The organism is Jiangella anatolica (assembly GCF_003236295.1).
Taxonomy (GTDB): Bacteria; Actinomycetota; Actinomycetes; order Jiangellales; family Jiangellaceae; genus Jiangella; species Jiangella anatolica.
Genome location: NZ_POTW01000097.1, coordinates 1 through 14610, shown reverse-complemented (window position 1 = coordinate 14610; position 14610 = coordinate 1). Strand labels below are relative to the sequence as shown.

Below are 14610 nucleotides of genomic sequence, written 5' to 3'. Positions count from 1 at the left end.
AGATCGATTCGACTTCTGAGGAGACGCCGTGGCGGCACACCTGACCCGACGAACGGCTCTGACCCTCGGCGGCGCTCTCGCCGGTGGGCTGATCGCGCATCCGGGGGTGGCCGCGGCCGCCCCCGGATCCGTCACCCCGGCGGCCGCCGGGCCGCACGGCTCCGGCGAGCCGACCGCCGAGCTCGCCCGGACCTGGTGGACGCCGCAGCGCCAGGTCTGGACCCCGATCGGCTGGAAGGGGCACCTCTTCCGGTTCGACGTGTTCTACAACGGCACGATGGTGTGCCAGCCGGCCATCGCGCTGCCGCCGAGCGGCGCGGCCACGCTGAAGCCGTACCTCGCGCAGTACCGCGGCCTGGACTTCCAGGTGACGCCGGTCATGCCGCAGGGCGGCGGCTTCCCGCCGCTCCCTGAGCAGCCGTTCTACCTGCACCGATCCGACTTCGGCGTCGGCATCCAGGGCTGGCGCGAGGACGTCGAGACGCCGATGCTGTGGACCGAGTGGCGCCGCCAGGAAGGCCTGGTGCTGCGCCAGTACACGTTCGCGCACGTCCCGGGCGGGCAGCCGATCGACGAGCCCGGCGGACCGATCTACGCCTGGCAGCGCTACGCCGTCGAGTGGGCCGACGCGCACGACCGGCCTGAGACGTTCCAGTTCGCTTTGCGGCTGAGCCGGGTCTACCTGCAGCACTTCATCGGGCCGCCGGAGCAGCAGGAGGCGTTCGTCACCATCCAGGCGACGCCGTCCGCCGCACCGCTGGCCGGGTCGCTGCGCACCGACCGGATCTGGAACCCCGACGGCCGCCCGCTCACCGTCCGCGTCTACGACGAGACCGGCGCGGTGCGTCTGGTCGTCGGCACGCCGGCCGGTGCGACCATCGCACTGGTCGAGGCCGAGGAACAGCCCGGCGTCTACGACCTGCGACTGTCCATGCCCGCGGCCGAGGGAACGCACCTGGACGTGCTGCTGCCGATGCTGGCGCAGCCCGTGGCCGAGGCCGACGCCGAGTGGGCGCTGGGCTGGGACGGCGCGCTGGCCGAGTGTGAGACGTTCTGGTCGCCGCGGCCGGAGACGGCGTCGGTCATCTCGACGGGGGAGCACCAGGTCGACCAGTTCTTCCGGCGCAGCGTCCAGCTGGCCGAGATCATCGCCGAGAAGAGCCCGGACACCGGGCAGTACACGTTCCTCACCGGGTCGTTCGGCTACGACCTGCTGTGGAGCACTCCGACGTCGATGATCAGCCACCTCTTCCTCGACCTGCTCGGCCGGCACGAGGTGGTCGACCGGCACACCGACCTGTTCCGTGCCGTGCAGGGTGTCCGCCAGCCGCCGGGCGCCGCCTACCGGAACTTCAGCGCCGACGGCTTCTTCGCCACCCCGCTCAGCCTGCAGTCGTTCGACTGGCTCGGCGACCACGGCGCGATCCTCGAGGGCGCCGCCCAGCACGCGCTGCTCAGCCACGACGACGCGTTCCTCGAGCGCTGGCTGGACCCGATCGTCGCCGCCTGCGACTTCATCAAGCGGGCCTGCGAGTACACCGGCCACGACGGCGTGCCCGGCCTGATGCCGGCGGCGGCGTCCAACGACACCGGCGTCGAGCAGCAGTCGATCTGGATCCAGGTGTGGAACTACAAGGGCCTGGCCAGCTCCGTCCGGCTGCTGCGCCGGCTGGGGCACCCGCGGGCGGACGAGTTCGGCGCCGTCGCCGACCGGTTCCGGGCCGCGTTCGGCGACGCGCTGCGGGCGGCCGCCGCGGATGCGCCGACGTGGACCGGCCCGGACGGCGCCGAGCACCCGATCCTGCCGACCAAGTTCGCCGGCCCGGCCAGCCCGTGGCCGTTCCTGGAGGCGTTCGACACGGGAGCGCTGACGGCGGTCTGGGCCGGCCTGCTGCCCGCCGACGACCCGCTGATGCGCTCGTACGTGGACTACTTCCGGGTCGGCCCGAACACCCGCGTCTTCGACCCGCACCACCACACCGCGCTGGACCGCGTCGTCCTCGACCACGAGCAGAGCAGCGGCGAGCCCTGCTACAGCTGGAACCTGTTCCACAGCTGGCAGCTCGGCGACCGCGACCGCTTCCTCGAGGGCATGTACGGCCTGCTCAGCGGCGCCGTCTCGCCGGACACGTTCATCTCCGGCGAGCACCGCAACGCGATGTACGGGACGCTGTTCGTGCAGCCGCTGATCACCTGGGCCGCGCGGCAGGCCGTCGTCGACGACACCCTCGTCGACGACGAGATCCAGCTGCTCCGGCTGTGCCCGCTGGCCTGGATCAGCGCCGAGCACGAGACGACGTTCGAGCGGATGCCGACGCTGCACGGCCCGGTCACGCTGCGGTTGCGGCTGTCGGCGGACGGCCAGTCGCTCTCCGTGTCGTACGACGGCGACTGGGTCGATCGCGGCCCCGGCCGCACGCTGCTGCACCCGCCGGCGCTGCCCGGCCTGAAGTGGGTCCTGGTCAACCGGCAGCGCTACGCCGCCGGCGATGTCATCGTCCTCAAGCCCGGCCGTTAGGGGAACCGACATGAGACGTCTCATCCCGTTGACGCTGGTCGCCGCGCTGGTCGCCGGTCTGGGCGCCGCCGCCGTACCGTCGTCCGCCGCGCCCCGCCCGAAACCGCACCGGGTCGTCGACCTGGACGTCGCGTGGAAGCCGCCGCTGCGGGCGCAGTCGTCCCGGGCACTCGCCGCCGCCGTCCCCGGCGACGTCACCGGCGACGGCCTGGCCGACGCCGTCGTCCGCGACCCCGGGCCGGACAGCGGCAGCCTGCGCGTCTACGCCCATGACGGCAGCGCCGCCGGCGCCAACCCGTGGCCGTCGTTCACGGTCGCGGCCGGCGACTGGGACTTCGCCGACGTGCTGCAGCTCGCCGACGTCACCGGCGACGGGCGGCCCGACGTCGTCGCCCGCGACCCCGACGCCGGCAACGGCACGCTCTGGATCTACCCGAACGACGGGTCCGGCTGGCCCACGCGGTACGCCGCCGGGACCAACTGGAACGGCTACGACCAGATCGTGTTCGGCGACGTCACCGGCGACGGCCGGCCGGACCTGCTCGCCCGCGAGCCCGGCGCCGCGTCCGGCACCCTGTGGATCCACCCGCACAGTGGGGTGACCAGTGGCAACCCGTGGACCCGGCCGCGCTACTGGGCCGGCACCGGCTGGAACCTCGCCACCGTCCTCACCCCGGCCGACATCACCGGCGACGGCAACGCCGACCTGCTGGTGCGCGACGGCGGCGGCGCGCTGTGGGTGTACCCGCACAACGGCAACCTCCGCGCCAACCCGTACACGTCGCGCCACGGCGCCGGCACCGGCTGGAACCTGGCGAGCCTGCTGACCACCGCCGACGCGACCGGCGACGGCCGCCCGGACGTCGTGATCCGCGACGCTGCCAACGCGCTGTGGGTGTACCCGCACAACGGCACGACTGCCCTGACCAACCCGTACACCGTCGCCCGGTACGCCGCCGGTACCGGCTGGGACGCGGCCGACACGCTGCTGGCCGGCGACGTCGACGGCGACGGCCGTGACGACGTGCTCGGCCGGGCGCACGCCGGCGAGCTGTGGGTGTACCCGACCGGCGCCGCCGGCGGGCCGTGGTCGCAGCGGTTCGCCGCCGGCTCGGGGTGGGCGTTCGAGAACGCGCTGCTGCTCGGCGACATCACCGGCGACGGCCGGCCGGACCTGCTGGCGCGGGACCGGGCCGCGGACAACGGCACGCTGTGGATCTACCCGAACACCGGTGCGACGTCGTCGAACCCGTGGACGGCGCCGCGCTACTTCGGCGGGACCGGCTGGAACACCGTCACCGAGCTGATCCTGGGCGACCTCACCGGCGACGGCCGGCCGGACCTGCTGGCCCGCGACCGCCGCGGCGAGCTGTGGATCTACCCGCACGGCGGCGCGACGTCGTCGTACCCGTGGACCGAGGGGCGGCGGTGGGCCGGCAGCGGCTGGTCAACGGCGCTGACGCTGAAGCTGGCCGACGTCGACGGCGACGCCCGCCCCGACCTCGTCGACCACGAGCGCGACGGCACCCTCTGGATCTACGCGACCAACGGCGCCGCGCCGATCCGCGTCGGCGGCGACTGGTCGGACACGGACGTGCTCGCCACCGGCGACGTCACCGGCGACGGCCGGCCCGACCTCGTCAGCCGCGACGCCGCTGGCGACCTCTGGCTGCATCCGCACGACGGCGCCACGACGTCGGACCCCTGGACCACCCGCCGCCCCGCCGGCCCCGGCTTCGCCTGGGCCTCCGCCCTCCTCCTCTGACCAGTCCCGACGACCCACCGACCCGAGGAGCCCCGATGACTCGATCGGCCCGTCTGACCGCCCTGCTCACCACGATCGTGCTGGCGCTCGGCCTGCTGCCCGCGAGCGGAGCCGCGGCCGCACCCGTCGCCACCCAGCCGCTGCCGCCGGACACCTTCCTGTCGGCGATGACCGGAGGGAACACCGTCGCGTCGCTGATCCGCGAGGAGGAGCCGCGCGCCGACGGCTTCCGCCACCTCGACACCCCGGCGATGATCGAGCGGCTGCAGCAGCTCAACGTCACCATGTACACCTACGGTGTCTGGGACAAGGCCACCGACTGGGAGGACCTGACCGAGGAGTTCGCGCCGGCCGCCCAGGCCGCCGGCATCGACATCATGGTCTACATCGTCCCGCCGTCGGAGTGCTTCCTGCGCCCCGAGCCACACCTCGACGGCCGCTGCTCCCGCCCCTTCAACATGGACTACGTGGCGTGGGCACGCGCGATCGCCGAGCTGTCGGTCGAGTTCCCGAACGTGAAGTCGTGGGGCATCGACGACTTCCTGTCCGGCCCGGTGAACCAGGCGCTGTTCACGCCCGAGTACCTGGCCGAGGTGCGGGCCGCGCAGGACGCCGTCAACCCGGACCTGAAGTGGTACGTCACGCTCTACCACGGCGAGATCAACCCCGAGAGCATGGCGCGCATCGACGGCGTGCTCGACGGCGTCATCTATCCGTACAACTCCATCGCCAACACGATCGACCCGACGGAGTTGGAGTACCGGCTCGACACAGCGCTCGACGTGACGCAGCCAGCCGGTCAGGAGCTCGTGCTGCTGGTCTACAACGGTCGCTTCCTCGACGGCACCATCCATCCCGACGAGCGGTACGCGGCCGCCGTCCTCGACCGCGCCGAGCCGTATGTGCGCGACGGCCGCATCACCGGCGTCATCGCCTACGCCGGGCCCATGGAACTGGACAAGCATGCGCCGAGCTGGGACTTCTGGGGAAGGTCGGGGAACGGCAGCCTGAGCCTGAGCGTCAGCAACCACGTCAGCACGGCGAGCGGCAGCTTCGCCGCGGCGTCGCAGGTCGTCTCCGTCGACCCCGCCGCGGCGACGAAGACGCTGTCCTTCAGCCACCGCGACCCCGACGAGGGCGGGCTGCCCGGCTACCAGTTCAAGCAGGTGCTGGTGAACGGCGAGGTGGTGTGGAACCAGGACATCGTCGCCGACGCGCACGACACCTGGATCGACACCACCGTCGACCTCACCGATGCGCTGGCCGGGCTGACGGAGGCGACCGTCACGTTCCGGCTCTTCCACCAGACCGGCATCGGGTGGTGGCCGCACGACCTGCGCATCGACGACGTGACGGGCTCCGGCCTGACGGTGGTCAACGGCGGGTTCGAGACGCCGTCGGACTGGACGCTGGACCGCAGCGGGCCGAACCTGCAGCCCTACATCGACGTCTACCACCCCGACCGCCCGACGCGCGTGTTCAACGAGATCTCGGCCGGCTACGCCCGCTACCAGGGGCTGCCGTTCACCCCGGTCCGCGGCGGCGACTGGCCGAGCCTGCGCACGTCGCCCGAGAACCGCGCGATGTACGGCAACGGCCGGCTGGAGTTCACGGTGCCGGCGAACACTCCGGTGCCGGCCGGGACGTGCGCGTCGGCGTGGCAGCGGGTCGACGTCGAGCCCGGCCTGCCTCGCTACGAGATCGACTTCTGGCACGCCGACCCCTACCAGGTGAAGTACGACCAGTACTTCAAGCAGATCGCCATCGACGGGCAGGTGCTGTGGGACCGCGACGCCGGCGACTGGTGGCCGTGGTTCTACATGCAGGGCTCGGACCACCAAGGCGCCATCGACGTGACGGAGTTCGTGCGGGGCAAGGACTCGGTGCAGCTGGAGTTCCGGTTCTGCACCAAGAACGCCGTCCCCGAGCTCGACATCGAGTACGGCGTCGACGCCGTCCGCACCATCGGCCTCGACCTCGCCAACGGCGGCTTCGAGAGCGACTACGGCTGGACGGTGCAGCCCGCCGGCCCGATCACGGCCGCGGTGGCGGTCCACGGCCCGTGCGAGGCCGCCGACGCGACGGTGCTGCAGGGGCCTGTGGCCGGCCCGGTCACCGTCGACGGCGTCACCTGCCTCGACGACGCCGTGGTGACCGGCCCGGTGGACGTGCGGCCGGGCGGCTCCCTGTACGTGTCCGGCGGGACGGTGACCGGCCCGATCCGCTCGTCCGGCGCGGTGTCCGTGGTGATGATGGGCGCCCGCGTGACGGGGCCGGTCGACATCGGCGGCACGACGGGTGAGGTCGACCTCGACCACGTCACGATCACCGGCCCGCTACGGCTCACCGGCAACGTGACGAACGGCGCGCCGAACCGGCTGGTCGCGTCGGCCATCACCGGCCCGCTCACCTGCACCGGCAACGATCCCGCCGTCACCGGCGCCCGCAACGACACCCGCGGCCCGGCTGGCGGTGAGTGCCGGAACCTCTAGACGACGAACGGCCGGCCGGCGCCCTGCCTCGAGAGAGGGCGCCGACCGGCCGTCGGTGTCGTGCTGTGACTACTTGTCCGCGGCGGGGTCGTCGACCAGTTCGGCGTCGACGACGTCGTCGGACTTGGTGGACCCGCCGACCGCGGGGGTCGGGTCGGCCGGGGCCAGGCCGCCCAGCAGGCTGCGCAGCTGGCTGAGGTGCGCGGTGATGCTGTCGCGCTGCCGGTTCAGCTCCGCGACCTCGCGCTTCGCGGCGGTCAGCGTGGACGTCGCCTCGGACTTGGCCTCGGAGACCGTGTTCTCGGCGTGCGCCTTCGCTTCGGCGACCAACTGCTCGGCGTTGCGCTTGGCGCCGGCGACCAGGGCCTTGGCCTGCTCGTCGGCCTCGCGGCGGACCTTCTCGGCCCGCTCGTGCGCGGCGGCCGCGCGGGACTCGGCGTCGGTGGCGCGGTTCTCGGCGTCGTGCACCAGCTTCTGCGTCTCGGCGACGGAGGCCTCGTAGCGCTCGTTGATCTCGCGCTCGAGCTCCTCGCGCTTGGCGACCAGGAGCAGCTCGTGCTCGGTGTTCTCCTTCTCGGCCTTCAGCGACGCCTCGTCGAGGATCGCCTGGGCCTTCGCGCGCATGGACTCGGCCTCGCGCTTGGCGGTCGTGCGCTGGTCCTCGACCTCGCGCTTGGCGGTCGCGCGCAGCTCGGTGACCTCGCGCTCGGCGACGGCGCGCAGCCGGCTGAGCTCGCGCTCGGCCTGCGCCCGGCGCTCGCTGGTCTCGTGGTCGATGGCAGACCGGACCTTGGCGGCCTCGCGCTTGGCGGTCTCGACCAGGTTCGACGCCTCGCGGTTCGCGGCCGAGCGGACCTCCTCGGCCTCGATGCGCGCCTCGTCGATCAGCTCGTCGGCGGACCGCTTGGCGTTGGCCTGCAGTTCGCTCGCCTCGTTCTCGGCGGCGGTGCGCAGCTCGGTCGCGATGACCTGGGCCTCGGCCCGGGTCTCGCTGGCCTCCGCGTCGGCCTGCGCGATCAGCTCGCTGGCCTGCTCCTCGGCGAGGCGGAGCAGCTGCTCGATCCGGGCGCCGAGGCCGGAGTAGGTCGGCCGTTCGACCTCGCGGAGCTCGGTGCTGGCCTCGGCGAGCTCCTGACGGAGCCGGACGACCTGCTTGTCGAGCTCGTTGGCACGGCCGCGCGTCTGCGCGAGCGTCGCCTCAAGTTGCCGTACGTGCTGCTCGACCTGGACCCGGTCGTAGCCACGCATCGCGATGGTGAACCCGCCCGTCGGCGAGCCGTCGAAGATCGACAGGCCGTCCGCGCCCGTCTCCCTGACCGCTACTTCCCTTACCTCGCTCATGTTCTCCCTCATCGGGGGTGCCACCCCGTGGGGCAGGCACACGTCATTGGTTGTCGAAATCCGTCGAGGTGCTTGCCCGGGTCTTCCCCGTCACGGACGCCGAGCCCCTCTGATGGCGGCAGATTACTCCGAAACTGCGCCGTTGCCGATGGCGGTGGACGTCCGCACACCGCGGGCTGATGGCTGAGAAGGGTTCGGTGGGTGAGTCGGGCTGTGGGCATCCCTCCGGAGGTCGACCTCTGGCCTCCAAGGTGCACACGTTAGTTGTCCAAATGCGAACTCACCACCGGTTGGGACAGATCCGCCGAATTCTCGTCCGCACGGACCCCACCCGTAATGTTTCGGACATGGGACTGTTCACGACGATCGACCACGTCGGGGTGGCGGTCGCCGACCTCGACGCCGCCGTCGAGTGGTACCGCGAGCACTTCGGCATGGTGCTCGAGCACGAGGAACGCAACGAGGAACAGGGCGTCCGCGAGGCCATGCTGCGGGTGTCCGACGGCGACGACGGGCCGCGGCTGCAGCTGCTCGCGCCGCTGACCCCCGACTCCGCGATCGCCCGGTTCCTCGACACCCGCGGCCCCGGCATCCAGCAGCTGGCCTACCGCGTCGACGACGTCGAGGCGGCCGCCGCGACGCTGCGCGAGCGCGGGCTGCGGCTGCTCTACGACACCGCCCGCCGCGGCACCGGCGGGTCGCTGGTGAACTTCGTGCACCCCAAGGATGCCGGCGGCGTGCTCGTCGAACTGGTCCAAGTACGCTCGGAGTGACCACGAGTCGAGGAGGACACATGGCCGTCATCGCCGGTGGGGCGCGCACCCCGATCGGGAAGCTGCTGGGCTCGCTCGCCGGGTTCTCCGGCACCGATCTCGGCGGGTTCGCCATCAAGGCCGCGCTGGACCGCTCCGGCGTCGCGCCCGGCCAGGTCGACTACGTGATCATGGGTCAGGTGCTGCAGGCCGGCGCCGGCCAGATCCCGGCCCGCCAGGCCGCCGTCAAGGCCGGCATCCCGATGACGGTCCCCGCGCTCACCGTCAACAAGGTGTGCCTGTCCGGCCTCGACGCGATCGCGCTGGCGGCCCAGCTGATCCGGGCCGGCGAGTTCGACGTCGTCGTCGCCGGCGGCATGGAGTCGATGACGAACGCGCCGCACCTGCTGCCCAAGTCGCGGCAGGGCTACAAGTTCGGCGACGTCACGCTGCTGGACCACATGCAGTACGACGGCCTCTACGACGTCTTCACCGACCAGGCCATGGGGGCGCTGACGGAGTCGGCGAACCGCACGCTGACCCGCGAGGAGCAGGACGAGTTCGCCGCCGCGTCGCACCAGCGGGCGGCCGCGGCCTGGAAGAACGGCCTGTTCGCCGACGAGGTCGTGCCGGTGGAGGTCCCGCAGCGAAAGGGTGACCCGCTGGTCGTCGATCGCGACGAGGGGATCCGCGCCGACACCACGGCCGAGACGCTGGCCCGGCTCAAGCCCAGCTTCCGGCCCGACGGCACCATCACCGCCGGCTCGGCGTCGCAGCTGTCCGACGGCGCCGCCGCGGTCGTCGTCATGAGCGAGGAGAAGGCCGCCGAACTCGGCGTCACCCCGATCGCGCACGTCGGCGCGCACGGCGTCGTCGCCGGCCCCGACTCCACCCTGCAGAGCCAGCCGGCCAACGCCATCCGGGCCGCCTGCGCGAAGGAGGGCATCGACCCGGCCGCGCTCGACCTGGTCGAGATCAACGAGGCGTTCGCCGCCGTGGGCATCGCCAGCACCCGCGAGCTGGGCGTCGACCCGGCCTTGGTCAACGTCAACGGCGGCGCCATCGCGATGGGCCACCCGATCGGCATGTCCGGCGCCCGGCTGGTGCTGCACCTGGCGCTGGAGCTGGGGCGGCGTGGGGGCGGCGTCGGCGCGGCCGGCCTGTGCGGCGGTGGTGGCCAGGGCGACGCGCTGATCCTGCGGGCGCCGTGACGGACCTGGTCGATCGCGCCGTCGGCGGCGACCCGCGCGCCGTCGCCCGGCTGGTCTCGCTGGTCGAGAACGGCTCGCCGGACCTGCGCGAGATCACCGCGCGGCTGGTGGCGCACGCGGGGTCGGCGGCCGTCGTCGGCATCACCGGGTCGCCCGGCGTCGGCAAGTCCACCGTCACGTCCGCCCTCGTCGGCGCGTATCGCGCGCAGGGCAGGAAGGTCGGCGTGCTGGCCGTCGACCCGTCCTCGCCGTTCACCGGCGGCGCGCTGCTCGGCGACCGCGTCCGCATGCAGGACCACGCCACCGACCGCGGCGTGTTCATCCGCTCCATGGCCACGCGCGGGCACCTCGGCGGGCTGGCCTGGGCGACGCCGCAGGCGGTGCGGGTGCTCGACGCGGCCGGCTGCGACGTCGTGCTGGTCGAGACCGTCGGCGTCGGCCAGTCCGAGGTCGACGTCGCCGCGCTGGCCGACACCACGCTGGTGCTGCTCGCGCCCGGCATGGGCGACGGCGTGCAGGCGGCCAAGGCGGGCATCCTCGAGGTCGGCGACGTGTTCGTCGTCAACAAGGCCGACCGCGACGGCGCCGACCAGGTCGTCCGCGACCTGCGCAGCACCGTCCGGCTGGCCGAGCGGGCGCCGGGGGACTGGCGCCAGCCGATCCTCAGCACCGTCGCCGCCCGTGGCGAGGGCATCGACGAGGTGGTCGAGGCGATCGCGGCGCACATGGCCTGGGCCGACGAGAGCGGCGAGGCGCAGCGCCGTCGCGTGCGCCGGGCCCGCGACGAGATCGAGGCGATCGCCGTCACCGATCTGCGCCGCCGGTTCGCCGCCCTGCACGGTGACGAACGGCTCGACGACCTCGCCCGCGGCGTGCTCGCGGGCGAGCTGGATCCGTACGCCGCGGCGGAGAAGATCGTCGCCGCTGTGTCATGATCCGGCGTGGCGCTGGGGACCGTGACCCGAGTTGAGGTACAAAGTCAGGAAGCAGCGCGCGCGGCGGGCCTCGTCCGCGTGCCCCGGTACGAGAGGATGATGCGGTGAAGAAGGCGCTCATCATCCTGGGTATCGCATTCCTGGTGTACTTCGTGCTCACCGAGCCCGAAGGGCTGGCCGACCTGCTCGGTGAGATCGGCAACGGCATCGCCGACTTCTTCGACGCCATGATGACGTTCTTCACCGAGTTGTTCTGAGTCCGGCGCCATGTGGACGCCCAGGAGAGCTGTCGACGGGCTGACCGACGGGTTCGTCCGGTGGCTCGACCGCGTCGCCGAGGACGGCCTGATCCGGCTGTTCTGGCGCAACTTCACCTCCTGGTTCGGGCACCGGCTGGTCAAGCGCAAGCTCGTCGCCGGCGAGGAGATCGTCGCCGAGTGCAAGCACAGCGCGATCCTCTACGCGCTGCCGGCGCTGGCCGCGCTCGGCGGCATCCTGCTGCTCGTCGTCGCGCCGTTCATGCAGGCCCGCACCGCCTGGCTGCCGCTGGCCGGCGCCGCTGGGCTGCTCGGCTACGCGCTCATCAAGTCGCTGTACATCGCTCGCGACCGGTTCGTCGTCACCGACTCCCGGGTGTTCCGCGTGTGGGGGCTGTTCTCCCTCAACGAGGCCGAGATGGAGATCGTCCGGCTGCTCGACATCACCGTCGTCCGGCCGTGGTGGCTGCGGCCGTTCCGCTCCGGCCACCTGGTGCTGGAGAACGCCGCACAGGAGCAGGGTGTGCGCGACATCCACTACATCCCGCGGCCCAACGACGTCGCCCGCGTCATCCACGCGTTGCGGCGCGAGGCCACCGGCGCATCGGCCCCGGCGGCGGAGGAGCCGGCGAAGAAGAACGCGCGGCGGCCGGACCATCCGCGCAATCCGGGCCCGGTCACCGCCCGCCGCCGTCAGGGCGTCTACTAGGGTCGGTGCCTATGGCGGAGCCATTGGACCTGGACTTCGACCCGATCGAGCGCGCCGCGTCGATCTGGCGGGAGCGGTTCGGCCCGTCCGACGCCATGGCCGCCGCGACGTCGATCATGCGCGTCCAGCAGCTGCTGATCGGCGAGTTCGACCGCATCTGCCGCCCGTACGGGCTGACCTTCGCCCGCTACGAGGCGCTGGTGCTGCTCAGCTTCAGCCGCACCGGTGCGCTGCCGATGGCGAAGATCGGCGAGCGGCTCATGGTGCACCCGACCAGCGTCACGAACACGATCCAGCGGCTGGAGGGCGCCGGCTTCGTCACCCGCGAGCCGAACCCGCGCGACGGTCGCGGCACGCTCGCGCGGATCACCCAGTCCGGCCGCGACGCCGTCGGCCGGGTCACGACCGAGCTGATGGAGGCCGAGTTCGGCCTGCGGGCCCTCGGTGGCGACGACCGCAAGCAGGTCTTCGACATCCTGCGCGGGCTGCGGGTGGCCGCCGGCGACTTCACCGACTGATCGCGCTGAACCCGTCGAGGTAGTCCTCGGTCTCGACGCCGAGGATGTGCCGCTGCATGACGAAGCCGATCATCACGCCGTACATGGTGCGGGCGACCTTCCGCGGATCGGCGTCCGGCGGGAGGTAGCCGGCCTCGTGCCAGCGCTCGGCCAGCTCGGTCCACCGGTCGATGAGTCGGCTGGCGACGCCGGTGACGACGTCGCTGATCTCCGGGTCGCGCAGCGCCTCGGAGAACACGTGCAGCGCGATCTTCGTCCGGTCCTGCTGCTGGGTCGTCACGCGCCGGGTGATGTTGACCAGGGTGTGGCGCAGCGACTCGTCCGGGTGGGGCGGCGGGTCGAGCGCGAGCAGTTCCTGGAAGGCGTCCTCGGCGATGTCGGCGATCCCCTCGGCCGTCGTGCGGACGAGGGCGGCCTTGCTGGGGAAGTACCGGTAGACCGCGCCGGCCGACAGCCCCGACTCCGCGAACACGTCCTGCATGGACGTCGCGTGGAAGCCCTGGCGGCTGAAGCAGCGCCAGGCGGCTTCGAGGATCTGCTGCCGCCGGGCGGCGAGGTGGGCTTCGGAGACTCTGGGCACGAATTCATCATAAAACGAACGGCCGTTCTTGACACGTCGTGGCGTTGTGGCGCAGAGTCGAGGTTGTAAGAGAATGATCGTTCGTTTTGGAGGAACCATGCGCAGGGTCATCGGGATCGCGCTCGGCCTGTCCGTCGTCCTCGGCGTGCTGGTGACCGCGTTCGTGTGGCCGAGCTCCGAGGTCGCGCCGCGCGACGTGCCGATCGCCGTCGCCGGACCGCCGGAGGCCGTCGCCGCGGTGACGGCGCAGCTGGACGAGGCGGTGCCGGGCGGCTTCTCCGTCGACGAGGTGGCGTCGGAGGACGAGGCCCGTTCGGCCATCTCGGACCGCGACGTCTACGGCGCCATCGTCGTCTCGCCGTCCGGCCCACCGGCGGTGCTGACGGCGTCCGCCGCCGGGCCCGTGGTGGCGCAGCTGCTCGACGGCGTCGCGCGGTCGATGGCCTCCGCTTCGCCGGGGGAGTCGGCTTCGGTGGAGGACGTCGCGCCGCTGCCGTCCGACGACCCGCGCGGCACCGGGTTCAACGCCGGCGCGCTACCGATGGTCATGGGCGGCCTGGCCGTCGGCGTGGCGATGTCGTTCGCGATCGCCGGGGTCTGGCGCCGGGTGCTGGGCGCGGCGCTGGCGGCCGTGGGTGGCGCGGCGGCGGCCGTGCTGGTCATGCAGACCTGGCTCGGGGTGCTCGAGGGCTCATGGGTGGCGAACGCGGGCGCGTTCGCGCTGACGATCGCGGCGGTGTCGCTGACGGTGATCGGGCTGCACTCCCTGATCGGCGAGGCCGGCGTCGGGCTCGGCGCGCTGCTCTTCCTGATCGTCGGCAACCCGCTGTCCGGCGTGACGTCGGCGCCGGAGCTGCTGCCGTCCGGCTGGGGGACGTTCGGCCAGCTTCTCCCGCCGGGCGCCGGCGGGACGCTGCTGCGCTCGACCGCCTTCTTCGACGGCGCCGCGGCGGGCGGGCCGCTGCTCGTCCTCGCCGGCTGGATCGTCGTCGGCCTGCTGCTGGCCGCCGCCGGCGCCCGCCGTCCCGGTGCTCCGGCCGAGCCGGCGCCGTCCGAGCCGGAGCTCAGCCCCGTCCGCTAAGGGCGCCGCCCCCTCGTCACCTGCGGCTTGGCACGCCTGGGCGTTCCACAAACGCCGCATATCCGGCGCGACGGGTCGCCTGCGGCGTGCCAAGCGCGACGCCGGGACGTGCCAAGCGGCGCCGGGACGTGCCAAGCGCCGACGCCGCGACGGGTCGCCTGCGGCGTGCCAAGCGCCGACGCCGAGACGAGTCGCCTGCGGCGTGCCTAGCAGGCGTTGGAGCCGCACTCGCACCGGTGCGGCCCACGCGCTCCGGCGCCCGCGCGGCGAGCGGTGTCGTGATCCCCGCCGTGGAGTGCCGCTTGGCACGCTGAGGCGTTCCACGGTGACGTCCCGTGACGTGGTGTAGGTGGTCGTCCACGTGTGTGGGTCAGCGAGTTGTGCTGATCATGCCGTGAGGAGTGCTGTTGGTGCTACCTGTTGATCGTTGGTGGTGGTGTTGAGCAGGGCC

Annotated in this window: 12 protein-coding genes; 10 read left to right on the top strand and 2 right to left on the bottom strand. The window is 72.6% G+C overall.

The window, feature by feature from the left end:
* Positions 1-28: 28 nt before the first annotated feature.
* Genes C1I92_RS27325 through C1I92_RS27315 form a run of 3 tightly spaced genes read left to right on the top strand, consistent with a single transcriptional unit; the run spans position 29 to position 6775 of the window.
* The gene (locus C1I92_RS27325) at positions 29-2518 is read left to right on the top strand and encodes a hypothetical protein (protein ID WP_146605308.1); all 2490 of its coding nucleotides are present in this window, start codon (positions 29-31) and stop codon (positions 2516-2518) included.
* Positions 2519-2528: 10 nt separating this feature from the next.
* Positions 2529-4283: an FG-GAP repeat domain-containing protein gene (locus tag C1I92_RS27320; protein WP_158564294.1), complete on the top strand. Its 1755-nt coding sequence runs from the start codon at positions 2529-2531 to the stop codon at positions 4281-4283.
* Positions 4284-4318: 35 nt separating this feature from the next.
* Positions 4319-6775 carry a DUF4097 family beta strand repeat-containing protein gene (locus C1I92_RS27315; protein ID WP_111257793.1) on the top strand — a complete coding sequence of 819 codons (2457 nt, stop codon included), beginning with the start codon at positions 4319-4321 and terminating at the stop codon, positions 6773-6775.
* 69 nt (positions 6776-6844) lie between these two features.
* Here C1I92_RS27315 and C1I92_RS27310 read toward each other — a convergent pair whose 3' ends face one another.
* Entirely contained in the window at positions 6845-8116 is a 1272-nt protein-coding gene (locus tag C1I92_RS27310; protein WP_111257792.1) for a coiled-coil domain-containing protein, read from the bottom strand.
* A 347-nt stretch (positions 8117-8463) separates the two neighbouring features.
* On the opposite strand from C1I92_RS27310, the gene mce reads away from it, so the two are divergent.
* From mce to C1I92_RS27285, 6 genes are all read left to right on the top strand, one after another.
* Positions 8464-8889: a methylmalonyl-CoA epimerase gene (gene mce / locus C1I92_RS27305; RefSeq protein ID WP_111257791.1), complete on the top strand. Its 426-nt coding sequence runs from the start codon at positions 8464-8466 to the stop codon at positions 8887-8889.
* 20 nt (positions 8890-8909) lie between these two features.
* Positions 8910-10079 carry an acetyl-CoA C-acetyltransferase gene (locus C1I92_RS27300; RefSeq protein WP_111257790.1) on the top strand — a complete coding sequence of 390 codons (1170 nt, stop codon included), beginning with the start codon at positions 8910-8912 and terminating at the stop codon, positions 10077-10079.
* Positions 10076-11014 carry a methylmalonyl Co-A mutase-associated GTPase MeaB gene (gene meaB / locus C1I92_RS27295; protein ID WP_111257789.1) on the top strand — a complete coding sequence of 313 codons (939 nt, stop codon included), beginning with the start codon at positions 10076-10078 and terminating at the stop codon, positions 11012-11014. The genes C1I92_RS27300 and meaB overlap by 4 nt, the downstream gene beginning before the upstream one ends.
* Before the next feature lie 104 nt (positions 11015-11118).
* A complete protein-coding gene (locus C1I92_RS34055; RefSeq protein ID WP_158564293.1) occupies positions 11119-11271 on the top strand; it encodes a hypothetical protein in 153 nt (50 codons plus the stop codon).
* A 10-nt stretch (positions 11272-11281) separates the two neighbouring features.
* A complete protein-coding gene (locus tag C1I92_RS27290; RefSeq protein WP_111257788.1) occupies positions 11282-11980 on the top strand; it encodes a PH domain-containing protein in 699 nt (232 codons plus the stop codon).
* 11 nt (positions 11981-11991) lie between these two features.
* Complete coding sequence (locus C1I92_RS27285) at positions 11992-12498, top strand: MarR family winged helix-turn-helix transcriptional regulator (RefSeq protein WP_111257787.1); 507 nt, start codon at positions 11992-11994, stop codon at positions 12496-12498.
* Here the strand turns inward: C1I92_RS27285 and C1I92_RS27280 are convergent.
* Entirely contained in the window at positions 12488-13078 is a 591-nt protein-coding gene (locus C1I92_RS27280; RefSeq protein ID WP_158564292.1) for a TetR/AcrR family transcriptional regulator, read from the bottom strand. The two genes, C1I92_RS27285 and C1I92_RS27280, sit on opposite strands and share 11 nt — an antisense overlap.
* A gap of 97 nt (positions 13079-13175) precedes the next feature.
* Between C1I92_RS27280 and C1I92_RS27275 the strand changes: the two genes are divergently transcribed.
* Entirely contained in the window at positions 13176-14159 is a 984-nt protein-coding gene (locus C1I92_RS27275; protein ID WP_199521646.1) for an ABC transporter permease, read from the top strand.
* Positions 14160-14610: the final 451 nt, after the last annotated feature.

Excerpts from the sequence above, each read along its gene's own strand:
- C1I92_RS27320 (WP_158564294.1), top strand. The coding sequence starts at position 2,529 with ATGAGACGTCTCATCCCGTTGACGCTGGTCGCCGCGCTGGTCGCCGGT.
- C1I92_RS27300 (WP_111257790.1), top strand. The coding sequence starts at position 8,910 with ATGGCCGTCATCGCCGGTGGGGCGCGCACCCCGATCGGGAAGCTGCTG.
- C1I92_RS27290 (WP_111257788.1), top strand. The coding sequence starts at position 11,282 with ATGTGGACGCCCAGGAGAGCTGTCGACGGGCTGACCGACGGGTTCGTC.
- mce (WP_111257791.1), top strand. The coding sequence starts at position 8,464 with ATGGGACTGTTCACGACGATCGACCACGTCGGGGTGGCGGTCGCCGAC.
- C1I92_RS27315 (WP_111257793.1), top strand. The coding sequence starts at position 4,319 with ATGACTCGATCGGCCCGTCTGACCGCCCTGCTCACCACGATCGTGCTG.
- C1I92_RS27285 (WP_111257787.1), top strand. The coding sequence starts at position 11,992 with ATGGCGGAGCCATTGGACCTGGACTTCGACCCGATCGAGCGCGCCGCG.
- C1I92_RS27310 (WP_111257792.1), bottom strand. The coding sequence starts at position 8,116 with ATGAGCGAGGTAAGGGAAGTAGCGGTCAGGGAGACGGGCGCGGACGGC.
- C1I92_RS27275 (WP_199521646.1), top strand. The coding sequence starts at position 13,176 with ATGCGCAGGGTCATCGGGATCGCGCTCGGCCTGTCCGTCGTCCTCGGC.